At 35.2% G+C, this 22,658-nt stretch carries 18 protein-coding genes and 3 pseudogenes; 4 read left to right on the top strand and 17 right to left on the bottom strand.

The window, feature by feature from the left end; genetic code table 11:
• A pseudogene (locus ODU37_RS06400) lies at window positions 1–189 on the bottom strand (hypothetical protein); the annotation flags it as partial.
• 52 nt (window positions 190–241) lie between these two features.
• Between ODU37_RS06400 and ODU37_RS06395 the strand changes: the two are divergent.
• Complete coding sequence (locus tag ODU37_RS06395; protein WP_249562203.1) at window positions 242–1,384, top strand: site-specific integrase; 1,143 nt, start codon at window positions 242–244, stop codon at window positions 1,382–1,384.
• Between the two features lie 88 nt (window positions 1,385–1,472).
• Here the strand turns inward: ODU37_RS06395 and ODU37_RS06390 are convergent, their stop codons facing one another.
• Genes ODU37_RS06390 through ODU37_RS06370 form a run of 5 tightly spaced genes read right to left on the bottom strand, consistent with a single transcriptional unit; the run spans window position 1,473 to window position 7,518 of the window.
• Window positions 1,473–2,207: an alpha-amylase family glycosyl hydrolase gene (locus ODU37_RS06390; protein ID WP_347269325.1), complete on the bottom strand. Its 735-nt coding sequence runs from the start codon at window positions 2,205–2,207 to the stop codon at window positions 1,473–1,475.
• Window positions 2,208–2,210: 3 nt separating this feature from the next.
• Window positions 2,211–3,038, bottom strand: coding sequence for a sugar ABC transporter permease (locus ODU37_RS06385; protein WP_249562204.1), 828 nt, complete (start codon window positions 3,036–3,038; stop codon window positions 2,211–2,213).
• Window positions 3,035–4,345, bottom strand: coding sequence for a carbohydrate ABC transporter permease (locus tag ODU37_RS06380; RefSeq protein ID WP_249562205.1), 1,311 nt, complete (start codon window positions 4,343–4,345; stop codon window positions 3,035–3,037). The genes ODU37_RS06385 and ODU37_RS06380 overlap by 4 nt, the downstream gene beginning before the upstream one ends.
• 8 nt (window positions 4,346–4,353) lie before the next feature.
• Window positions 4,354–5,808, bottom strand: coding sequence for an extracellular solute-binding protein (locus tag ODU37_RS06375; protein WP_249562206.1), 1,455 nt, complete (start codon window positions 5,806–5,808; stop codon window positions 4,354–4,356).
• A 9-nt stretch (window positions 5,809–5,817) separates the two neighbouring features.
• Entirely contained in the window at window positions 5,818–7,518 is a 1,701-nt protein-coding gene (locus ODU37_RS06370) for a glycoside hydrolase family 13 protein (RefSeq protein WP_105148325.1), read from the bottom strand.
• Window positions 7,519–7,581: 63 nt separating this feature from the next.
• On the opposite strand from ODU37_RS06370, the gene ODU37_RS06365 reads away from it, so the two are divergent.
• The gene (locus ODU37_RS06365; protein WP_023369586.1) at window positions 7,582–8,376 is read left to right on the top strand and encodes a LacI family DNA-binding transcriptional regulator; all 795 of its coding nucleotides are present in this window, start codon (window positions 7,582–7,584) and stop codon (window positions 8,374–8,376) included.
• A gap of 449 nt (window positions 8,377–8,825) precedes the next feature.
• On the opposite strand, the gene ODU37_RS06360 is transcribed toward ODU37_RS06365, so the two are convergent.
• The gene (locus tag ODU37_RS06360; protein ID WP_105105979.1) at window positions 8,826–9,602 is read right to left on the bottom strand and encodes an InlB B-repeat-containing protein; all 777 of its coding nucleotides are present in this window, start codon (window positions 9,600–9,602) and stop codon (window positions 8,826–8,828) included.
• 277 nt (window positions 9,603–9,879) lie between these two features.
• The gene (locus ODU37_RS06355) at window positions 9,880–10,095 is read right to left on the bottom strand and encodes a YdbC family protein (RefSeq protein WP_004194749.1); all 216 of its coding nucleotides are present in this window, start codon (window positions 10,093–10,095) and stop codon (window positions 9,880–9,882) included.
• A gap of 91 nt (window positions 10,096–10,186) precedes the next feature.
• Here ODU37_RS06355 and ODU37_RS06350 point away from each other — a divergent pair, with 91 nt between their 5' ends.
• Window positions 10,187–10,510 carry a hypothetical protein gene (locus tag ODU37_RS06350; protein WP_024388316.1) on the top strand — a complete coding sequence of 108 codons (324 nt, stop codon included), beginning with the start codon at window positions 10,187–10,189 and terminating at the stop codon, window positions 10,508–10,510.
• 213 nt (window positions 10,511–10,723) lie between these two features.
• On the opposite strand, the gene ODU37_RS06345 is transcribed toward ODU37_RS06350, so the two are convergent.
• Both ODU37_RS06345 and ODU37_RS06340 read right to left on the bottom strand, forming a co-directional pair.
• Window positions 10,724–12,010: a U32 family peptidase gene (locus tag ODU37_RS06345; RefSeq protein ID WP_024411202.1), complete on the bottom strand. Its 1,287-nt coding sequence runs from the start codon at window positions 12,008–12,010 to the stop codon at window positions 10,724–10,726.
• Between the two features lie 297 nt (window positions 12,011–12,307).
• A complete protein-coding gene (locus ODU37_RS06340) occupies window positions 12,308–13,237 on the bottom strand; it encodes a peptidase U32 family protein (protein ID WP_002942891.1) in 930 nt (309 codons plus the stop codon).
• Window positions 13,238–13,397: 160 nt separating this feature from the next.
• Between ODU37_RS06340 and ODU37_RS06335 the strand changes: the two genes are divergently transcribed.
• Complete coding sequence (locus ODU37_RS06335) at window positions 13,398–13,709, top strand: DUF3270 domain-containing protein (protein ID WP_105202236.1); 312 nt, start codon at window positions 13,398–13,400, stop codon at window positions 13,707–13,709.
• A 25-nt stretch (window positions 13,710–13,734) separates the two neighbouring features.
• On the opposite strand, the pseudogene nmlR reads toward ODU37_RS06335, so the two are convergent.
• From nmlR to ODU37_RS06300, 7 genes and pseudogenes are all read right to left on the bottom strand, one after another.
• Window positions 13,735–14,145, bottom strand: a pseudogene (nmlR, locus tag ODU37_RS06330) (stress response transcriptional regulator NmlR).
• An 88-nt stretch (window positions 14,146–14,233) separates the two neighbouring features.
• A pseudogene (locus ODU37_RS06325) lies at window positions 14,234–14,398 on the bottom strand (phage tail protein); the annotation flags it as partial.
• A gap of 130 nt (window positions 14,399–14,528) precedes the next feature.
• A complete protein-coding gene (locus ODU37_RS06320; RefSeq protein WP_023369578.1) occupies window positions 14,529–15,362 on the bottom strand; it encodes a class C sortase in 834 nt (277 codons plus the stop codon).
• Window positions 15,363–15,598: 236 nt separating this feature from the next.
• The gene (locus tag ODU37_RS06315; protein ID WP_105202237.1) at window positions 15,599–17,098 is read right to left on the bottom strand and encodes an isopeptide-forming domain-containing fimbrial protein; all 1,500 of its coding nucleotides are present in this window, start codon (window positions 17,096–17,098) and stop codon (window positions 15,599–15,601) included.
• A 101-nt stretch (window positions 17,099–17,199) separates the two neighbouring features.
• Window positions 17,200–20,478, bottom strand: coding sequence for a SpaA isopeptide-forming pilin-related protein (locus ODU37_RS06310; protein ID WP_398580438.1), 3,279 nt, complete (start codon window positions 20,476–20,478; stop codon window positions 17,200–17,202).
• 18 nt (window positions 20,479–20,496) lie between these two features.
• Window positions 20,497–21,099, bottom strand: a complete 603-nt coding sequence (lepB, locus tag ODU37_RS06305) for a signal peptidase I (protein WP_023369570.1) — start codon at window positions 21,097–21,099, stop codon at window positions 20,497–20,499.
• A complete protein-coding gene (locus tag ODU37_RS06300; RefSeq protein WP_023369568.1) occupies window positions 21,089–21,388 on the bottom strand; it encodes a hypothetical protein in 300 nt (99 codons plus the stop codon). The genes lepB and ODU37_RS06300 overlap by 11 nt, the downstream gene beginning before the upstream one ends.
• Window positions 21,389–22,658 lie beyond the last annotated feature (1,270 nt).

Below are 22,658 nucleotides of genomic sequence, written 5' to 3'. Positions count from 1 at the left end.
TATATACTGTACTTCACTGATTTGCTCTGCGTCAACCACCACTGGAATTTTTCTAACCTTAACCATATTTACCACCTGCCTGCTATTTTTGATTACATTATAGCATACTTTAGAAAAAAATAAAAAAAGCCCTACGCTCAAATTTTGGTCGAGGAGAGCGCAAGGCAACATGTATAAAGAATTAGGCATTAAAAAGCCATTTTCTTTATACCCATTTTAACACAGAAATGAGGTAAAATCAATGTGGCCAGAAGCACATGAATCCGGAAAAGTGAATTTTGTTGAAAGATACCGTGACCCTTATACGCAGAAATGGAAAAGGACATCCGTCCTCATGGAGAAGGATACTCCACGGATCAGAAAAGAGGCCCAGAAAATACTGGATGCAAAGATAGCGGACATCCTCAGCAAGCTGAAAAGCTCTGAAATGCTATTTACTGATTTATTCGACCAATGGTGGACTTTCTACCAGCAAGAAATCAAACGCACTTCAATCGCTTCTCTGAAGGGTAATATTAAGGAAATCAGAGACAGTTTTGGTCTGGGTATCAAAGTAGTCAATATTGACCCAAAATATGTCCAAAATTACCTAGACAACCTAGATTGCTCTAGGAATAAGAAAGAGCGTACAAAATCCATGTTGAACCTTGCTTTTGATTATGCAGTCGACCTGGACATCATCAAAGACAATCCTGCTAGACGGGCCAAACTTCCACGGATAAAAAAGACCTTGGAAGACTGGAAAAAGATTGAAGAAAAATATCTTGAGGAAGACGAAATAAAGCCACTGCTAAAGGAATTATTCAGGCGACCTAGCACATACCGAACTGCATTACTAGCAGAATTTATGAGCCTTAATGGTTGCCGTATCGGCGAAGCTGTCAGCCTTGAGCCAGAAAACCGTGATTTTGAGACCAAGATTTTACAATTACACGGTACATACGACCATACTGAAGGCTATCGTAATGGTGAGAAAACGACCCCAAAAACCAACGCTTCCTATCGTGAAACATTCATGACCAAACGAGAAATGGAGATTATAGAGGAATTGGAATTCATGAATGAGCTAGAAAAAAATACCAATCCACGGTACAAGGACATGGGCTATATCTTCACGACTAAGAATGGTGTTCCAATCCAGACCAATTCCTTCAACCTGGCCTTAAAAAAAGCTAATGAACGGCTTGAAAAACCAATTCAGAAAAACTTGACCAGCCACATCTTCCGTCATACCCTTGTCAGCCGTCTAGCAGAAAACAGAGTTCCCTTGAAAGCCATCATGGACCGTGTCGGACATGCAGATGCTAAGACAACAACCCAAATTTACACCCATGTCACAAAGAAACTCAAGGCAAATGTAGCTGAAATCATGGAAAAATACTGATTTTATGCCCCAAAAATGCCCCAAAACACAGAAAAAAGCCCGTCGGACAGGCTAGAAAGCTTGATATGACGGGCTTTTTAATGCTGAATTATTTAACCGCGTCTTTAAGATATTTATCAATAGTTGGATTAATATTATTCAAATCTGCCAATCCATATAAACTATGATAAATCCCATTTTCATAAGTGCTATAGTCCGTCCAAGACTCATGATTAAATATACCATCAACATCATTTGAGAATGTCCCAATTAAATTTCCATTTCTAAATAAAGCCCCATCTTCAGGAAAAGAATAGCCCGAATATTCTGCGGTTGAAGTATGATTCGGAGCAAAATCAATTACTATTTTAATATTATTTTCATGTGCAATGGATACCAATTCTTTAAAATCCTCTTGTGTCCCAAAAGCAGAATTAGTATTAAAGAAGTCTCTAGCCCAATAACCATGATATGAAGCACTATTACTAGTAGGGTCTATACTAGTAATATTTTCAACAGGTGAAGATATCCAAATTGCTGTAATTCCGAGATCTGTTAAATAGCCATCCTGAATCTTCTTTATTATTCCTCGCCAATCTCCTCCATGATACTTCCTAAGATTTGTAGTATCAAAAATCTCACCTGATGGATTATTAGTCGAATCACCATCATAAAACCTATCGGTAATAATTTGGTAAATAACATCCGATGAAAAATCAACCTTATTGTTAATTGAATTATAACTTTCTGCATTAATAACACTAAATTTTGTTGTAACTAAAATAAGATAATAATAGGCAGTGTCATTAAATAATCTTTCCAATAAAATTTCTTCATCATTCACCTCTTATTTTACTGCTCCAGCGGTCAAACCATTGACCATATTTTTTATTAGCAAGAAATATAACACTACAATTGGAACCGCAATAAATATACTTCCTGCTGCAAAACGTGCAAACTCTGTCTCATCTAAATTCATCAAGCCAACAGCAACGGTATAAAGATTTTTTTCCTTCAATAATAATTTTGGTAAAATGAAGTCACTCCATGGCCATGCAAAATTGGTTAATGCTGTATATGTAATAATCGGCCTAGACAACGGCAAGTGGATATGCCAAAAAATTTGAAAACTCGTAGCTCCATCCATTCGGGCTGCTTCATCAATGCTATAAGAAATGGTATCAAAAAAACCTTTTTGGGTTAAATAACCCATTGGAGCTGCTGCACTATATATTAATACCAATCCCCACAATTGATTAATTAGGTTAAATTGAGTCATCAGCAAATAAACAGCAATCATCCCCATAAATGACGGAAACATACCTAGTACCATTGTTGTCTTCATTAATGCATTCTTTCCATTAAAATAAAAACGAGACATTGCGTATGCTGTTAATATGACTAAAAATGTTCCCAGTATACAGCTCATACTTGCAATAAACAACGTATTTAAGAACCATCTCGGGTAGTTATATAGATCTGTATCTGTAAACAAAGTTATAAAACTTTTTAAACTATAAGATGTTGGAAAAAAGCCATCAAATGAATAAATAGTGCCTGATTGAGAAAATGAGGCTAATATCAACCAAATACAGGGAAAGAGAAAGACAAAACTTACCAAAATAAGCATGCAATATATCCCTGTACTTTGTAAAAAGTGAGACCATTTTCTCATAAAAATCTACCTCCTTCCTTATAAGAAGATGTTCGAACGTAGACAGAAAGCGAAATAACAGAAGTTAATAAGAAGATTATTAGACTAATAGTAGCCCCTATACTATAATAATTATTATCAATTGAAAGATTGTATAACCAATTAATTAGTAAATCTGTATCACTTGCTAGAAAATAATCATCTAAATATAACCCACCTCTTAGGAAATAAAAGATCCCAAAGTTATTGAAATTACCGACAAACTGACCGATAAGGACTGGCGTTGTCGCTGTCAATATATAGGGAAAAGTAATTTTTGTAAATTGTGCCCACTTATTTGCACCATCAATTTCTGCTGCTTCATAAAGTGATGCGTCCCGATTGGATAACAAACCAGTTACTAATAGCATAATTGATGGTACTCCAATCCAAGCGTTTACCATAAGGCCAATGACACGAGCTGACCACTTGGCATCAACATCAAGAAACCCTATTGCTTGAAACCCCTGGTTTTGCAAAAGTTGATTGATTGGACCACCATAAGAAAACATGAATTTAAATGCCAATAAGCTAATAAAACCAGGTATAGCATAAGCCAAAATAGGAAAAGCTCTCCAAACCACTTTCCATTTGACACGTTTATTTGAAAAAAGTAATGCTAAGGATAAACCACCAAAATAGTTTAAACCTGTAGACAGAACTGCCCACAAAATATTCCAGCTTAAGATTTTAAAAAAAGTTGGAGCAAATTGAGTCAAAGAGACTATTTTTACAAAATTTTTAAGTCCAATCCAGCTTACTAATTCTGGAGGAACAATTTTTCCACCATAATTCGTAAAAGCAATTAATATCATAAAAATAATTGGAAGGACACTAAACACCATAATTCCTAAAACTGGAAAAAATAGGACAAAAGCTGGAAAGTTTCTATCAATTGAAATTTTTATCTCCTCACGGAACGATGGAATCTTTTTTCCTTCACGTATTAATTGATCAACATATAATGCATCTTTGATATTTATAACATACAAATATATAGCTAGTGAAAATATTATGAAACCCAAAATTCCCATGAGTAACATGATGATCGAATTGTCACCTTCTATTCCAAACCAGGTGTCTGCTTTTTGTGTTCCAAGTGTAAAGAATCCTATTATATCTCTAAAGCCTCTAAAAAATAAATAACTTAAGAAAAATAATTCAATTCCCAAAAATAGTATTCCTTTAAATTTTTGACCGAGAAGAAATTGGCCAAAACCCATGCAAAATAAAGATGTTTTAGCTTCGACAGATGCTTTTCTCAAATCTATTTTTCCATGCTTAAACATATTTTCTCCTATTCTAGTGTATGAATGGCATCACTAATTTGCTGAGCCACTTTTTCAAGTCCTTGTTTAAGATCTTGATTAGTTCTAAATTTTTTCTCTGATTCTGCGCGAAAAACATCTTTAGTAATATCAGCAAAAAATGTTTGAGTAGGGGTCCAAATTTGTGATACAGCCGAATTTGATGGCATTAATACAATATTATTATTTTCGAGCTCTCCATACACTGCTTCTGAAATTCCGCCGATTTCCTTTATTACATCTGATCTGGTAGGCACAATACCCAACATTTCATATCGTTTTAAAATATTTTCATAATTTGTAGCAAAATTTACAAAGGCAAGACTTGCATTTGGACAAGGAGTATAAGCACTAATTGCATAGCCATTCACTCCTCCCATTGTTTTTGTGTCAATCAACTCCGAATTAACATCCGTTAAATCACCACTTTTAGGTAATTGAGGTAAATTAACCATTACCAGATTCTCACTTGCTAAAGTCTCTGCCTCAATTGTAGACATCCCTTGGTGTTCATAATATTGAATCAATTCATCTAAAAAGGTTGAATAAACATCTGGTGTAGACATTGTTGCAAAAAAAGTCCCATCTGCAAGTTTACTATATGCACTTGTAGTTATCGTATCATCAACACTTTCTTCATTCATAGCTGAAGCCAATTGCTGAATAACTTTTGCACCTTTTTCCGCATCCCCTGATGCAAATCCAATATCATTTGTATCTAAATTATCATTTCCAAAAATATATGCACCATAAGAAAACAAGAAACCGCTTGAAAAATATGAATCATACAAGGATTTCATATAGCCATATTTAGAAGAATCGGCAGCATGACGTTCTTGTGAAAATCTCAGTAAACTTGACCAAGTTTCAACCATGTCTGGGATTTGATTTTTATTGTCATCCCACTTACTTTCCCAATCAACTGGTAGTAAATCTTTGCGATAATACAGCATAGGTGTCTGAACATTCACAGGGACACCTAGAGTATATGTTGTTCCATCTAGATGATATTCAAATGCTTTCCATGCCATTGAAGAAGTTGTTTCATATGCATCCAAATCTTTTATTGGGAGGGGATAAATGTGTTTATCTTCTGCATATTTCATAATGACATCATTAGCCTGATACAGAACATCCGGTCCATAACCATAAGGACCATCATTAGCCAAATCAACATACTGATCTATATTTGCATCTACTGCTATAATATTTTCATCAGCATACATTTCATTAAATGCTGCAATCAGTTCAGCAAAATATCCCTTTGAAATTGCTGTATTGTTTTCAAGAACTTTAATTGTAGCCCCATTTTCAAGTTTTCCAGTAAATATCATACTGTCATTCGTTGATTGATTCTTGTTAGGAATAATCGGTGGACTAACACTAGCTAAAAACAAGCTTGTAATTGCAGTTACAGATATAGCATAAAGTGTTTTGAGTTTCATTTTTTTCACCTAAAATTCATAAAAAATATACCCATATCGTGACAAGAATCCATCACTATCTAATCCCCTAGATACAAGAGGAGTGCCTTCAAAGCAAATCTTCTGTTTTTTTTCATCCAAATTTAAGAGGAAATGCACACTCTTTTCTTGCCACTTACGCTCCACATGAACCAATTCTCCTTTATTCAGAATTGATATATCACCATTCTGGATTGAGGTATTTTTTCTTGTAGATATGATTGCTTTAATATTGTTTAAAAATTCGTTATCCCATTCCTCTGTGTTCCAATTAAAGGTCCTACGTGAATCGGGATCGTATCCTCCTTCCAAACATATTTCTGTTCCATAATAGATACATGGAACACCTGGAAAAATAAACATTAAAGCCAAAGCAGCTAATACTTTATCTTTTGAATTTCCAACCTGTGTAAAGATTCGATGTGTATCATGGGAATCCAATAAATTTAAATTCATTTGGTTAACCTGTGTTTGATTCCTCATCAAAATATGATTCAGTCGTTCCACTAAATCTTTAGCCTTAAATCGGTCAAATGCGAAACAATCTAAACTTGCTTTTGTAAAAGCATAGTTCATTATACTATCATATTGATCTCCCATTAAATATGGATATGCATCATGCCAATTTTCACCAATTAAAACACAATCTTGCTTCACATCCTTGATTGCCAATCTAAATTGTCTCCAAAATTGATGAGAAACCTCATCAGATACATCCAATCGCCATCCATCAATATTTGCTTCTTTAATCCAGTACAGTCCAATATCTATCAAATGTTTTCTAACTTCTGCATTCGAGGTGTTCCATTTTGGCATATAGTAGCACGAAGCAAAGCATTCATAATTAACCTTTTCAATATCAGGGAAATCACCATCAATCATAAACCAATCATAATACGGAGAATCCTTCCCTTGGTTGATTACATCAATAAATTCTTTTGAATTCATACTGCAATGATTAAAAACAGCATCCAGAACAACTCTTATCCCTCGCTGATGACACTTACTAACAAGTTCTTTTAAATCTGCTAAAGTCCCAAATTGTTCATCAATCTCATAATAATTTTCAATATCATACTTATGATTGGTGGGGGATTTAAAAATAGGAGTTAAATACAAAGCATTAATTCCCAAATCTAAAAGATAATCCAATTGATTAATAATTCCTCTCAAATCTCCACCAGCAAAACTTTTAGATGTTGGCAGATCCCCCCAAGACATATCAATGTAGGACTGGTTTTTTAAGTTATCACCTTTAGCAAATCGATCAATAAAAATTTGATAGAAAGTACTCTCCTTCAACCAGTCAACTGTAGGAAAAATATCAATTTGATTAATGTAGGGCATTTGAAAAAAATTATAAAAACCAGTCTCAAAATGATAATGCTCAGTTAACCCATCTTCACTGAAAAAATAGCTTTGTGTATTTTTTTCTAGTCTAAAGATATATGCTAATCTTGTATCCGTAACTTTTAAATTTATTTCAAAATATGCAAATGTATTATCCTCATAACGAAGTGGAACTCTTAACTCCTTCCTGTCGAAATGATAATCATATTTTTTTCCATATACAAGATAGATATGTGTGTCTCTATCCTCTTTGGCCGTTCGTATCCTAATTACAACTTCATTTTGATCTATTGCAAAACAATATCTTGAATCTGGGATATGCAAAATTCCTGCTTCATTCATCACTTACATCTCCTACATTATTTTTAAGTTGACTTTTTGTTTTTTTTTTTATATAACAATCCTATGAAAAAGATTACCATAAAAGACGTTGCACGTGAGGCCGGGGTCTCCGTTGCTACTGTTTCCTACATTATCAACAATCGTGAAGACCAAAAAATTAGTCCTGAAACGCGTAATAAAGTTCTACAAATTATTAATTTATTGGACTATACTCCTAACCAAGCCGCAAAGTCACTTGTAACTCAAAAATCGCAAATTGTTGCCCTTCACTACAAGGAAGCCGAGTCCTATTTGCAAAAAGCCGAGCAACTTCATTTCATCAATAAATTAACGAACTTTCTACATAATAAAAATTACTATTTAATGTGTCTTAGTGAACATTACATTGAAAAAATAGATTTAGCTGATGTAATATTAACTCTTGACGTGGCTAAGGAAGATTTCTATAAAATCGGGAATGCCAATTTCTCGCCTCTAATTGCCCTTGATAGTTTTATTGATGATCCTGTGTTTTTTCAAATAAATTCAGATTTTCAAAAATTAAAAAAACAGGCTATACAATATTTTGGAGAGACTACTTTTACTTTTGTATCTCTGCCAATAAATGATGAAAAAAGAAAAGAATTAATTCAAAATACATTTTCTTCAATTAAATACGTTAAATCAGTGGAAGAACTAGATAACTTTGATTACAAAAATGTTTTAATTATTGATTCAATCTTGGAACAATTAATCTCGAACTATTACAACAAATTGTATATCTCAGGTTTCTCAGATGAAAAATTTGAAAAAATTTTTCAAGCTATCGAATGGGCTTCACAGCGTATTGAAATCAATAATCATAACATTGTTGTTTAGAAAGTTAGAGTAGCTATTTCTCGAGATTACATGCTAATACTTACTCATTTTCAAGTCCCTCCTCAGACATATAAAGCACCACCATTTTGTTTATTTATTGTAATAACTCTAACTATTTATGAAACAATTGACGATTGAAAATTGAACAAACTTGGTTCTCATCATAAACTGCAAGCGTAACTTGAATTTGACGTGGTGAGATAACAAATAATAAAAGAAAAACTAATAAACAGTGTCACTCCAAATGAACAACAAAATATTTAAATAATTTAACTAAATTGTCAAAAATTAAAATCAAACTGGATAAGGGAGGAAACAATTTTCTCCCTTAAAAATTCCTTCACTCCTGTGTCAGCGAGTTTTTCAACAAATTTTTTATCTTGTTGAAAAAACTCGCTTTTTTAAAATTTCACAAACGGTTAGATAATCTAATTCATTTTTTAAACTTACTAGTTTTCATACGTCCAAGCAATCGTATCAAAATTATTTATATTAAAGGATTCTTTCTTTGCTTCTGAATATTCGGAATTTTCAGTGTCATAAGTATCTTCAGCAGGATGTGTAATTAAAGTAAATGTATATGTTCCTGATTTTGCAATCTTAATATTCGACCGTTTGCTTGAAGTTTCACCAAGACCCCCAGAATTTTCAAAATAAGTTACACCATCTTTCTCAATTGTCTCCAAATATCCAAACCCTCTTTGATTTTCCCAACTACTATTTATTGCAAATTGAAATTCGTCGCCTTCTTCTAAATTCATTGTAATCGAATAAATATTGCTTTCGTTACTTTCCTCTTTTATGAGTTTATGCTTATCACTTACGTTTGCCCCCCAATTTGATTCTTTAAGAATCTCACTATTTCCATTCCCTACAACAATAAAACTCCGGGTATCTTCTTTATAAGCTGAGAAACCAGCGTATAAGGATAAATCGCTTGTAATATTACTACTCTCAGTGAATTTTCGTGAAAAATCTGGTTTTACATACCATCCAACAAAGGTTTTTCCCTCCTTTGAAGGAGTGTATTTTAGTATATCTCCTGTTGATTTTACTTGCTCAGTTTTTAAAACTGTTGTGCCATCACTGTCATAGTAAGTAACTTTGTAGTTTGAAGCTTCAGAAACAACTGAATTAGTCGAATTTGCTTCTTGGGAAGCTTGAGTGCAGGCAACCAAATTTAAAGAAAGTACTGCAATAGTCAAAAAATATAGACATTTTTTCATGATACCACCTCGGATATTAATATTTTTCCAACTTAACTTAAACGTTTAAGTTAAGTTAATTTTATTGCAATCGCTTACAAATGTCAATACTTTTTTCCTAATTTTTATAAATTTTATTGAATATCAAAAAAATATTAAATTAGTGAAATATTAAATTAGTTATGTTTTTCCGAATTTCAAATAAAAAACATTATGGACACATAATCTAATCCATAATGTTCTCTTCATTATTATTCACTTTGTAGAATTATTCCTTCTTCGCTTAGGCTTCCTTCATTTATTTATTAGCAAACGCGTCGAGTAGAACTTGAAATTCCTCATTGCTAAGAGTGATGCCTTTCCCCATCTTGGTATGGTCAGGACTCCAGGTACGGATGTCATACTTGGCTGGTGCGCCATTAAAAGATACTCGATTAAGCTCCTTGGTCCATCCTTTATCATTTTCAGATAAGACCAATAATTTTTCTTCAATTTCAAATGTAAATTCTGCCATTTGTTACCTCCTCACTTATCTATTCGAAAAAGCTTGTCATTTTTATAAAAATTAGATAATATAATTATATCAAGTTTGAAAGGATTATGCCATGAAGAGGTTTTTAGAAGTTATTTTCGAGCAGTTCACCGTCTTTTTAGAACATGGCAAAGCTCCTAAGTCTATTGAGCCAGATAGCAAGGAAGATATCAAGAATAACTTGGAGCTGGCTTTATATAAAAAAGCTGCAGTCCATGTCATCTATGGTGATCGTAGTTTCACAGGTGACATTGTGAAATATGATACCGATCGCCAACGGATTATCATGAAAAATTTCAAACGTCAGGTTACCAGCATTATAAAAATCGAGGACATAAAAAAAGTTACCTTGGTTCCAGATAGCATCAAGACTTCTCAACAACAAACAAAAGGCTGAAATTTCGGTCTTGCAGATTGAAGAAAAAGTCCATTTTGGACAATTTTCTTCAATCTTTTTTCTTTATGTTGAAAATTAAAAACTCTCAGAAACGCCGAAATATCAATGTTTCTAAGAGTTTAATGACTTGCTATCTTTCGCAAACTTCTTCAATTTTTTATATTTTTAAGAGTTTGTCTACGTTCTGAGGCTGAAATTTCGGCCTTTTTATGTTTATGCACGAATAGTTAAGGATTGTCCATCTTCTTGGTAGAGATTGATAAGGCCTGATTTGCAGGCACGAATCATGTCACCAGGATAGATTTCACGGTCCAGCTTAATAGTTAAGAGTTCCATCGGCTTGTTGGCGCGGTCAATCTTTTCTCCATTTGAATCATGCAAGTCCTGAATAGTCGTTTCAAAATGACGGAAACCTGGTCCGTAAAACTCTACTTGGTCACCTTCGTTGATAACATTACGCTGACGAATGGTTGCAGTCATGGTTTCCTTGTCAAAAGCCACTACTTCGGCGATAAATTTGTATTCTGGAATCTTACGGCGGGCTCCAAAGAGTTGCTCATTTTCACTCGGCGGGCTATAGTAGAAACCTGTCGCCAATTCACGTTGGGCAACCTTCCACATCTCATCAATCAGGTCTTGCTTGATCGCTTCAAACTTTTCTGGGCTTTCAAGATAGGCATCTACCGCAGCCTTGTAGCAGTTGGTCACTGTTGATACGTAGTGGACAGATTTCATACGGCCTTCGATTTTCAGGCTATCGACCCCGTTTTCAATCATATCTGGAATATGGTCGATCATACACATGTCCACCGCAGACATGGAGAACTCCTCTGGGATTTCCCCTTTAATCGAACGGCGTTCTTCACCAAATGGGAGGTCGTAGAGATTGTACTTCCAACGGCAAGACTGGGAGCAGCCACCGCGGTTAGCATCGCGTTTGCTCATGTGGTTAGAGAGAACGCAGCGACCTGAATAGGAAATACACATAGCTCCGTGAACAAAGGCTTCGATTTCAACGTCTGTCCGTCTACGGATTTCAGCCACCTCTTCCATAGTCACTTCGCGGGCCAGGACGACACGAGTCAAGCCCAATTCCTTCCAGAACTCGAAGGTCTCATAGTTAGTTGATGAAGCCTGGGTAGACAGGTGGATTTCAAGGCCTGGCGCTTCGGTTGCACAGATAACGATGAGGGCCGGGTCAGATACGATAACGGCATCCAAGCCCATGTCACGCAATTCACGGAACCAGGCTCCTGCTCCTTCTTCATTACCTTCGTGGGTGACCATGTTGGCAGCTACATAGACCTTGGCACCACGGGCATGGGCATATTCAATTCCTTCCCGCATCTCGTCCATGGTAAAGTTACCAGCTCGGCTACGCAGACCGTAGGCCTGGCCGCCAACAAAGACCGCATCAGCACCATAATCAATGGCTACCTTCAATTTCTCCAAAGTCCCAGCAGGTGACAAGACCTCGGGACGCTTTAATGTTTTTGACATCATGTAAAATCTCCTCTATTTGCGACGGTTTCCACATGAAACGATACTTTTCCATGTGGAAACCTAGTGCAGAGTTTAGAAAATCGCTCAAAGGCGTTTTCGTGCTCTGACCTTACATTGTAAGTGACAGAGCTAACTCTGCCAGGATAGAATACTGTAAACGATGTTGTTTCACTCGGAAACCTAGTGCAGAGTTTAGAAAATCGCCCAAAGGCGTTTTCGTGCTCTGACCTTACATAGTAAGTGACAGAGCTAACTCTGTCAGGTTAAAGTAAATAAATTCTGCTATAAATATTGTTATTTAACCTTATTACGGTCAAATTCGTAGAAGCCTGTATCCAAGCCACGTTCAGCTGGATGGAGCTTGCGTACCTGTTCATCCAAAAGGAAGGCCTGATCATAAGTGAAGTCGCCTTTTTCAATCAAATCTCTTGCTTGAACAAAAAGCTTAACAATTTCAACAAAGTTCTGACCAGGGCAATAGATACCATCAAGTTTCCAATTATGATAACCATGTTCATCTAATTCTGATAGCTTGGTCATCATATCAATGTCATTGTTGATAAAGATATGGGTACCGTGCTTGTCCTCAAAGATAGAATAGTGACTATCTGGGTCGCTCGGCTCAGCTAAGAAAAGTCCGCGTCCACGTGACAAATCTGTCTCATCAGCCTTTGTAAAATTGTAGTAATTCTGTAACAAGGTTCGTTTAGAATGGTGAATAACAGAGGCGCCGTAGACCAAGATTTCCGCTGGCATTTCCAAGTTCTTAGCAATATCAAAGAGTTCTTCTGATGGAATCTCTCTTGCCAAAACAGCCTCTACTGCTCCATGATCTTTCCAAAAGTTAATCTGACGGCTGGAAGTCACAAAGACAGATGTATCATAGATTAGCTTGAAATTGTAGCCATCACGTTTATTGATATAGAAAATTCCAGTATCTCCGACAACCAGATAATCAACCTTGATTTCCCTCATTAGCTCCATAAACGGTTTGATATTGTCCATCATATCTTGGTGCATGAGGGCATTAGCAGCGACCGTCAATTCCTTCCCAGCGCTATGAACTAGCTCTGCTATTTCCCTAAGTTCATCATAGGTAAAATTTGTTGGGATGCGAAGGGCATGGTCCTCTTCCCCAACATAAATACGGTCAACTCCTGCTGCAAGCAGTTCTTTGACCTGCTCAATACTTTCAGCTGTTGCTGTAATGATAATTTTTTCCATAAGGATAATTATATCAAAAAGAGAAATATCTGATAAGTGACTAGCCGTGTTTTAATATTCAGACTTTTCTAATATCCTTCTTGTAACATTATTGTAATATAAATGACATAATAATTCATCAATGATATGGTATTCTTTAAAGAGCAGAAAAGGAGACGATATGCCATTAAGACACTATCAGTCCCATGAGTACCAGTACGAAGAGTATATCCCGAAAGAGAAAAAGGCTAATTTTCAAACCTATCAAGCAAAAAATGCCAATAAAGAACGTCTAAAGGAATTGTTGTTTTTTGTTAATATCGCATTTTTTAGTTTGATAACAGTCATCGCTAGTTATGTCTATCTATCCTTAGGCATTCCTGTTTTTATTGCCATCATATTGGCAAGTGCGACGGGTTTTCTTGGACTACGTTTGGTTCAAATTGGACTAAAGAAGAAATTTAAACCCAGACAAGTTATCAGAAAAAATTAATAATGAAGTATGAAGATAGAGAAAGTTATTCTCTGTCTTTTTTGCATGAACCGCTGCCGTCTGTAAACAATTGATCCTCTGCACCTCTTAATATAGTCTGGTAATTTTCTATCTTATAATCTAAACGTTCTAGAGCTTGCTGAATTTCCAACAATCATGACTGCAGGACTTCCCGTTCCTCTTTTAGTAAATCAATCCGGGCTTCCACAGTACTATCGCCAGCCTGCCCCAAACCCATATACTCAATCAAGCGCTCAATAGACATACCAGCACTCCTAAAACAGCGAACAAATTCCAAAACGGCTACATCATTTTCCACAAAATCCCTTACTCCAGAAGATTTTCTTGCAATTTTTGGAATAAGCCCTATCCGCTCATAGTAGCGAATGGTATCTGCCGATAGACCTGTTACATCACTAACTTCTTTAATGTTCATATTCATTCTCCCTTCGTTTTGTATATCTATTATATACCTTGAAGTCAAGTATGCGACAAAAAATCTGGGTTTCCCCAGATTTGCTATTTTATAAATAGTCCCCTTTAACCACAAAGAAGCTGCCACGGATTTCCCCAGCTAGTTTGGAGCGTTGGCGGGCAAACTTGAATTTGCCTTCAAATTCTTTGGGAATTTCAATGCCATAGCCGACCGCTCGCTTGCCACCTTTTTCTAGCGTATAGAGGACATTGACATATCGTCATTTGGTTTATCTTCTATTTCACCTTTTGGATGATTGGGAGTTGGAAAAATCTCCCTTTCCTAAGCTTAAAAGCTAAAGAACAAAGTCGAATAGTTTGACATTCTTTGCGATACTATCTAAGTCACATAAACAAATTTACTTCTTTTTTTACAAAAAATAAACTCCAAAGTAGTCCTAATAAACATAAAGCAATAAAAGGAGAAACCAGTATAGGTTTTACAATTGATCCTTCTGAGACTACTTGCCTAGCAAGTAGTTGATTTTCAATTCGATGACCTCTAACTAATAATCGGTGGCTATTAACACCATAAGGTGTGCAAGTCACAAGGGTTACGAAATCCTCATTCGGATCTATCATCAAAGGAGATACATCATCTGGAGTAACCGTAATAATTTTATCAATTTCGTATGTCAGAGTGTTATCTAAAACTTGTATCATAAATGTGTCCCCTATAACCAGCTGATCTAAATCAGAAAACAGTTTTGCAGAAGGCAATCCCCGATGTCCTGAAATAGCAGCGTGACTTCCCTGACCGCCAATGGGAAGGGAAGTCCCAGCAAGGTGACCTACTGCTACCTGCAATACGGCATCATCCGTTCCGTGATAAATAGGTAACGTTGTCTGCAATTTAGGAATTTCTACATAGCCCATAATACCAGTATCTGTGATATTTAAAATTGAGTCATACTTTTTTAAAGCTACACTGTCTATATTTAAATTAGGTATTGTCCCCTTTTCGAGCATGCTATTATATGCACTGACATTTTCTAAAATTTTTTGTTTTTCTTCTTTTGAAATATCCAATAATTTCTCAGAATAAGTAGCTACTGCTTCTGATTGATAATGTGAGTTCCAATAATCACTTACTGTTGGATATAATAACAATAATAGGCCAGTTATTAAGAAAAAGACTAGCAGACTCGTTATGTAATTATTTTTAGATCTGGAAATCATAATAACCTCATTTTGAAATAATAGGAAAAGAGGCTGGGAAAAAAGTCCAGCCTCGCTTCTCAGAGTTCGTGTCTACATCTCAGCGTAGTGGTGGATTGGGTTTAACAGTCCAGTGGACTGTTAAAGGTTAGAGATAGGAGTTGCAAAGCAAATCTCAGTGATTCATGTTTTACGCTTCAAATCTGACCTCTACGACTGTTCGAACAAGTTAGCTTAATTTCCAACCTATTCCAAATTTACTTAAGGTCTACACGTTTCTTCGTCACAAGAAGGACTGCTGAACTGATTGCAAACAATGCCCCAATAAGGTAAAGCATCTTTGTCCCAACGCTACCTGTTGACGGCAGTAATGAACCTTTTTTATTAATGACATTTGTTGAGAGAGAGCCATCTTGCAAGTTTGAAGTAAATTTCAATTCTTCGTTACCTGACAGTTTGTTCAATGTTGGCATTGCAGACTCAATAGTGTATTCCGCAGTAATTGTAAACTCAAGTGGCTTGATTGTATTGTAACCACTTGGAGTGGTAGTTTCTTCTAATTTGTAGTCTCCAGCATCAAGGCCTTTAAATTCAAATTTAGTTAGTTCACTACCTTTTATTTCATCACCAACCTTTTTCCAATCATTCTTTACTTTTTTATAAAGAGTAAATCCTGCACCTGTCAAAGCCTTCCCATCCTGGTCTTGCTTATTTACAATGGTTTGGTATGTAAAGACAATAACTACATCTTTCGGTGTTCTACCCTGTCCTTCACCTTTAGAGTTAGGATTGTTTGAGTACACTAACTCAACTTCATTTCGGTTTCCCTGTCCACCAATAACAGCTTCTGAAGTTAATGTTGCTGTATATTCTACAACCACTTTAGTTTTAGAATTGATTTTCTGATCTTCAATAGATTTCAAATTTTCAATAGAGATTTGAAGTTCATTAATGTTTTTATTAATTTTAAATTTGTTTGTGACTTCAACTCTATTTTTACCTTCGTTTTCTAAATAAATTTTAGCATCTTCATTATATTTCAACCCCTTAGATAAAGTATCAACAAATTCAAGGTTATATGTTTGATAATCATCAAAATTACTTGGTAGGGTTGCTGTCAATTTAAAAGGAACTTGGTCATTAAAATCATAATCTGCTGCATCTTGCCAATTTGATTCTACACCTGTGGTATCATTTTTATCTTTAACTTTCTTTTCAACGGTTGGAATGTCACTTTTCAAAGTAGCTTCTGCATCTCCGACAACTTTCAAAATAAAGCGAGTATAAGAAGTATTTGTTTTCTTATCCATAGCTTGTTGCGCTTCTTGGGAGAAATCTTTATCTTTAACTAGGTAGTAACCTGGCTTTAACCCAGAGAGAATTGTCTTGTCAGCGGTACTCACAACTGATTTTGAAGGGTTCTCTTTTAAATGTTTACCGGCTTCAAATGCAAACTCCTTAACTTTGTTAGAGTCGTCATTTTCCTTACCTAATAAATCTACAATATCCGTTACCTCTTTCTTTTCTTCAAAAGTAAAAGGTGTAACATCAGAGCCCCATCCAATATTTGAAAGTGTCTTACCGTCTTCTGAAATTTCACCTTTAAAAATTTGGTAGGCTTCATAGGTATGACCAGCTGTTGTACCATTGATTGTTAAACTGTAATTTCTAGATTCCTCAGCAGAAACCTTTAGAATACCCAAGGCATAGAACATGACTGTAAAAAATACTGTAAAGATTGTTATTAACTTTTTCACGAAAATATCCTTTCTGACTTAAAAAATTTTTTATAAAATAATTTTTCACCATTTTCTGCAGTTATAGCACAGTCTCTCCTCCTATAACGCATACAAATGAATCAACTATACAAATTAAATTTATAGAATAATCCTCCCGCAACACCCAGTAATACTATTACTCCCAATAAGTAATACATGATTACACCTGGTCCACCTGTATTAGGCAACACGTATTTTCGGGTAGAGACGTTTCTTATAGTTAGTATCCCCGAAACAATGGCTGCATTTTCTGGAGTGGTTACATCCACCTCATTATTCTTAGATTGATAGCTAGTGTTATAACCAATTATTGGATGCTCCTGTACGAAATAACTGTACGTAACAGTCTCTCCTTCTTCCTTACCTTTTTTAGGAAGTTCATGATATGTCTTACTCCAATTCATCGTATGATTGAGGGTCTCGCCACTCAAATAATCTTTTATAATTTTACGTCCGTCATCAAAATGAACTATTTGCTTCAAATCATAGCTAATCTCTCCGTTCACACGGTCCGTTGGCTGCTTATCTACTGTAAACCATTGTTTATTGACCGTAATGCTTGTCATATTTAACTTCTGGTTTTTTATCGTCAATATCCCCTTAACAATAGCTGCTTCTGCTGGATTTACCGTATCAGCATTACTCTCATTCAAATAACGAACACTATAGCCTGGTAGGGGGACTTCCTCTACATAATAAGCATAGCTAACCTTTTGTTTAGCTTCATTTACACCTGATATTGGTAAATTATCATACCGTTTTGTCCATTGTTCAGCCGCAGTTAAGGTCTGGTTAGCTTGATAGACTGTTGTTGTCTTCGTTCCATCTTCTGTCGTGGAAATTTGGTTAAGATTATACGTAATGGAAGAAATTGTTGGTTCTCCAATCTCACTTCCATCCTCATTTAACCACTGCTTCCTTACAGTGATTGATGTTTTTGTTGGCACAACTTCTTTTTTATTACTAATAGTAATAACCGGGGTTTTACGCTCTGCTTCTCCAGCTGATTCAGCCTGTGATGCAACAACACTTGCACTAACACTAACTGAATTGCTACTCCATCCTGTAAATCCCCATGTCGCTGTCATATTGGTAGCAGCAGTTGGAACCCGTAATTTTTCTGTAATTTTAATTAAAAAACCATTGCTATACTTACCAGTCGCATCATCATAAAATTCATTCTTTTCTATAATGATTGCTGAGGAATTAGGATTATATTGAGCACTAGTTATTTTCTCTAATCCATCAGTCCCTCCATGCATACTATCAGGCATATAGGTATGTTTAAGAGCATTTGGAACCTTAAATATTTCAAGGTTAGTAATATCAGTTTGACCTTGGTTATCAAGAGTAATTTGATGTTTCCCCCAAAGAAAATTGGCAACATAATCTCTAGATAGGTCATTCCCGTTATTGATATAAATAATTCGTTCAACTTCTCCAGTAAGGCGATTAACAGAGGCTACCTGATTACGGATTTTTAATCCTTTAGCTACACCGCCTGGCATCTCTCTGGAAGCCCCATAATCAATATAAAATGTTTTTGAAGGTTGATTTTGTCCATCTATAACATTTGTAAAACTTTGTTTACCTGAATAAGGTACATTCTTCAAATCCGCTCCCATAGTCGCATAACTTGCTGAAAGCTTGATATTCTGTTCTCGTCGTACATAATCATTAAATGTATAAATAAAGCTATTTGTCGCTTCATCATACCTTCCTGTAGCTACAACCGTATCTCCAACTTTCAAAGGAATAGGCGGTAAAGTACGTTCTCTAATCCCTGTAGGTGATAATTTACTATCCAACTTAATTGTGAAAGAATCTCCCGGTTGAGTATCTGGTTTAACTTTAAGTTCAAAAGCTAACTTTATAAACTCTCCACTGGTCATCCATACTGCATCTTCATTATCTTTTTTTGTATCACTTCGCGTTGAAGTCAGCTCGTATTTTAATACTTCAACTACATTTTCTACTTTAGGCTGCCTAATAATAGTATTACCCCGGGACTCTGATATTTTCTCTTCAGATGTTGAATCGGTGGATTTTATATATTTGGCTTCCACAATTCCGTAATGATTAACTCTGATTTCATAGTAATCATTCAATAACTGATAACCTTTAGGCGCTTTAGTCTCTCTAAGGGTATACGTTCCTTTCGTTAGATTTGAGAATACAGTACCCTTTGAATCGTTAGTGGTAGTTATCGTTTGCATAACTGTACCAGTTGAATCAGAAAGAGTAAATACAGCACCTGCTAATGCCTTCCCTTTCTCATTTACTTTCTTCAAAGTAAAGCTTCCACTTTGTTCAGCTATCTGAACATTTGACGCCGAGCGTAAAAAGGAATCCATTGAGACAGTTGCTTCTGTCACTTCTCTTGTTAATACAAAGGGATCTTCCTTGCTTCCATTCCCTGTTTTATTTACCAATTCACTATTTGTTGCTGCTCGTTCAATTATTCGATACGTCGCTGAGGAATTTGCTACATTTTCCCATACTAACTGAGTAGAAGTTGCCTCATCCGGCGCTTCAATACTTTGAACAGCATTTTCAACTTCTGCTATTCTCCATGAACCATCTTCATTTTGAACTTGCAATTCTATATCAATAACGTCATCACTATCAAACTCATTCCATTCTTTTCTTGCATATAAAGTGATAGGCTTTTCAGCTGTCTCTACTAGTGTGTAGTTGAAGAAAGAATCTGAATAAAATTCAATACTGGTGAGTCCTGTTTCATCTGCCTTTATTTCTGTTTTATCTGTTAAATCTTCAACACTATCTAAATCATTATTTTTGAAATGATAGAACTTCCATTTTGTCGAGCTTTTTTCTACAGGTATACTATTTTTAAATGTAAATGAAACTCTCACTTCTTTTTGAGGTTCGATTTTTTCTCCTGATTCAGTCAAAAAAGAAAGTTCGTAGGAATGAGCCTGCTGAACAATCTGAGAATTTTCTTCAAGAATAGATGATACTCTATCACTATATTTTGTACTATCTTCTGAAGGTAAAACCTGTAATCGAACAGGCTGTTCAAATGTATGCTCCTCATAGTTAACTTGTACAGTTATATTTTCATGTTCAGCGAATAAGCTTCCAGCAGATTGAACCTGTGCCAACTGTGACTCCGCCTGTTCTTCTTGAACTGGCTGTTCTACTGTTGTTGACTGATTATAGACTGATTGCAGAACACTCTCCTGACTGTCTGTCTCTAAAGTAATGGCTGGTAAAATCAGCAAATATGATATTCCAAAAGCCATAATTATTGACAACGCCATAGTTATTTTTGCAGTCTTTTTCTCTCGAAAGTATTGCTGAACAAATTTAAACAATCTTTCCCATAATATTTTCATGTTTTATATCTCCTTCCTTTATTTGATTACTCCCATTTTATGAAATGGCCATATCCGAAAGGTTAACTTTCCAACCAGTTGCTCCTCACCAATCGACCCAATAGCTGTATTTCTAGAATCAATAGATACACTGCGATGATCTCCCATTACAAAATATTGACCTTCTGGAACCTGGTACGGTAGTTTAATATCCGTTTGACCATAGGCCTTATCTTTAACATAGGGTTCGTCTAATGTTTTTCCATTTACATAAACATTCCCCTGCTCATCTATATTTACCCACTGACCAGAAGTTGCTACTACTCTTTTTACCAAAACCTTATTATTGTAGTAGAATGCAACCATATCTCCAGTTGAAAGTGTATTTGTCTTCACAGTTGCCACCATATCACCTGCTTCCAGAGTAGGAGACATGGAACTTCCATAAATATGTAGAACTGGCAACCATAACATGGCTATTAATACTGCAAGTGCAGCGACAGTAACAAGCGTGAAAATAGTATTTTTTAATGTCTCAAGATACCGCTCTTTATATCGTATTTTATCCAGCTCCTCTGACATTATTGATATACTGGGTAAATCTGATATGGTAACATAATCCTTATTTTTATTAGTCGCCATCCTCATCTGTTCTCCCTATTTCACAATTATCAGATTGTTTATGTGTAACTTTTTGAACTTGTTCAAGATAAATATTTGCAGCCAATTGTGCTTCTTCAAAAATCCTAGTAACTGCTAGAGACGCCTCCGCTATCGAACCAATTTCTCCCAAAACCGCTTCGCGATACTCAATTCTTTTTTCCAAATCTACTAATTTTGCTTGATAAGACTCTATTTCCTTTGCCTGCTCAACCAAGAGTTCAAATAATTCAGAACGCTTCAGTTTTCTAAGGTCTTTTGCATTTAACATTGCTTCTTCCTCTCTCCTTTTTGCTTATATTGCTTTCGCTACAAAATATATGCTTATTTACTTCTAAATATCACCTATCAATCAAAACATATACATTTTTGTAAATATAATACGATCAAATTAGCTTGTATATGATACCAAGCCAATCCTTAGTTTGTCAACAATGCCAATTTCTTAAAAAAACACAAAAAAATCAGAACTTTTTGCACACATATGTTTAAGTTAAAATATGTATGCAAATCGAAAAACTACTTCCTTCTGATTTCTCAAACAATTCCATTAATATAAATATTTTTTTCATAGCTAGTGCATCACTAGATTCCCCTCATTTGTTTCATATATTTTTTTGAAAAAACATACAAAAAACAAAGAAAAAACAATTTATTACATTACCCTGTATAAGGGATAAATTGATTTTAGTAGTGATTTGCAGATTGTAACTTATTTAAAATTGAACATCCTCCAACTTTAGATTTTTAGAAACGCATACACTGCTCCTATCTAGCGATAAATCGGAGAAGAAATATTTAACGAATGATAGAGAAGTTCTTTAAATATAACGTAGAACCTGTATTTGATAACAAATGTTTCTAACTAAATACTATTCACAAACCTCTATCCCTCTTATGTGGGTATATGAGTTTTATCCTATTATTACTCAGATAAGACTAGGAGTAAAACCGTTCCATTAGCAATTTCACTGAAAACGTCCTACAATCACCTAAAACATTATAAACACAAAATGGAAGAGAGAAAGAACTAGACAGATAATACTCAATGAAAATCAAAATCAGACTAGGCGACGCAGATGCAGATAGAACTGAAGTTCATCAAATCAAGTCAACAACGTCTGATTTTGATTTTCGAAGAGTATAAAAAAGAGTTCGTCAATAAGTCTTCATTCCCAGTTGTTGAGCTGAAACAATCTGTCTCCAAACGTTTTTACTACACTGGGATATTGTTCGAACTTCGAGAAATAGTACTGTTTTTTGTACAGATTCATTTTTGCATACAAAAAACCTGATCACACGATCAGGCTTTTCAGGAGATTATGAAAAATATTTAGGATTGGGTACAGTATAACCAATATTATCAAAAGCCACATCCGTCTTAAGACTGATTTATTGAATATGACCAATAAAATGAGTAGAGTCGTTTAAAAATAGACTTATTCATACGAGAACTGCAGTCATAATTTAAGAACCCGTATTCACCGTTCAACGCTTCTATTTTAAGGCTAGTCTTTAAGCTACTCATCATTAGTTTTTTT

The sequence above is a fragment of the Streptococcus sp. 2021WUSS109 genome (genome assembly GCF_044427305.1).
Lineage (GTDB): Bacteria > Bacillota > Bacilli > Lactobacillales > Streptococcaceae > Streptococcus > Streptococcus suis.
Note: the sequence above shows the minus strand (reverse complement) of the source record. Positions and strands in the feature narration are given on the sequence as shown.

What these genes read in the sequence shown, in the direction of transcription:
- ODU37_RS06395 (WP_249562203.1), top strand. Translation starts at nt 242, where the DNA reads ATGTGGCCAGAAGCACATGAATCCGGAAAAGTGAATTTTGTTGAAAGA.
- ODU37_RS06385 (WP_249562204.1), bottom strand. Translation starts at nt 3,038, where the DNA reads ATGAGAAAATGGTCTCACTTTTTACAAAGTACAGGGATATATTGCATG.
- ODU37_RS06380 (WP_249562205.1), bottom strand. Translation starts at nt 4,345, where the DNA reads ATGTTTAAGCATGGAAAAATAGATTTGAGAAAAGCATCTGTCGAAGCT.
- ODU37_RS06375 (WP_249562206.1), bottom strand. Translation starts at nt 5,808, where the DNA reads ATGAAACTCAAAACACTTTATGCTATATCTGTAACTGCAATTACAAGC.
- ODU37_RS06370 (WP_105148325.1), bottom strand. Translation starts at nt 7,518, where the DNA reads ATGAATGAAGCAGGAATTTTGCATATCCCAGATTCAAGATATTGTTTT.
- ODU37_RS06365 (WP_023369586.1), top strand. Translation starts at nt 7,582, where the DNA reads ATGAAAAAGATTACCATAAAAGACGTTGCACGTGAGGCCGGGGTCTCC.
- ODU37_RS06360 (WP_105105979.1), bottom strand. Translation starts at nt 9,602, where the DNA reads ATGAAAAAATGTCTATATTTTTTGACTATTGCAGTACTTTCTTTAAAT.
- ODU37_RS06355 (WP_004194749.1), bottom strand. Translation starts at nt 10,095, where the DNA reads ATGGCAGAATTTACATTTGAAATTGAAGAAAAATTATTGGTCTTATCT.
- ODU37_RS06350 (WP_024388316.1), top strand. Translation starts at nt 10,187, where the DNA reads ATGAAGAGGTTTTTAGAAGTTATTTTCGAGCAGTTCACCGTCTTTTTA.
- ODU37_RS06345 (WP_024411202.1), bottom strand. Translation starts at nt 12,010, where the DNA reads ATGTCAAAAACATTAAAGCGTCCCGAGGTCTTGTCACCTGCTGGGACT.
- ODU37_RS06340 (WP_002942891.1), bottom strand. Translation starts at nt 13,237, where the DNA reads ATGGAAAAAATTATCATTACAGCAACAGCTGAAAGTATTGAGCAGGTC.
- ODU37_RS06335 (WP_105202236.1), top strand. Translation starts at nt 13,398, where the DNA reads ATGCCATTAAGACACTATCAGTCCCATGAGTACCAGTACGAAGAGTAT.
- ODU37_RS06320 (WP_023369578.1), bottom strand. Translation starts at nt 15,362, where the DNA reads ATGATTTCCAGATCTAAAAATAATTACATAACGAGTCTGCTAGTCTTT.
- ODU37_RS06310 (WP_398580438.1), bottom strand. Translation starts at nt 20,478, where the DNA reads ATGAAAATATTATGGGAAAGATTGTTTAAATTTGTTCAGCAATACTTT.
- lepB (WP_023369570.1), bottom strand. Translation starts at nt 21,099, where the DNA reads ATGGCGACTAATAAAAATAAGGATTATGTTACCATATCAGATTTACCC.
- ODU37_RS06300 (WP_023369568.1), bottom strand. Translation starts at nt 21,388, where the DNA reads ATGTTAAATGCAAAAGACCTTAGAAAACTGAAGCGTTCTGAATTATTT.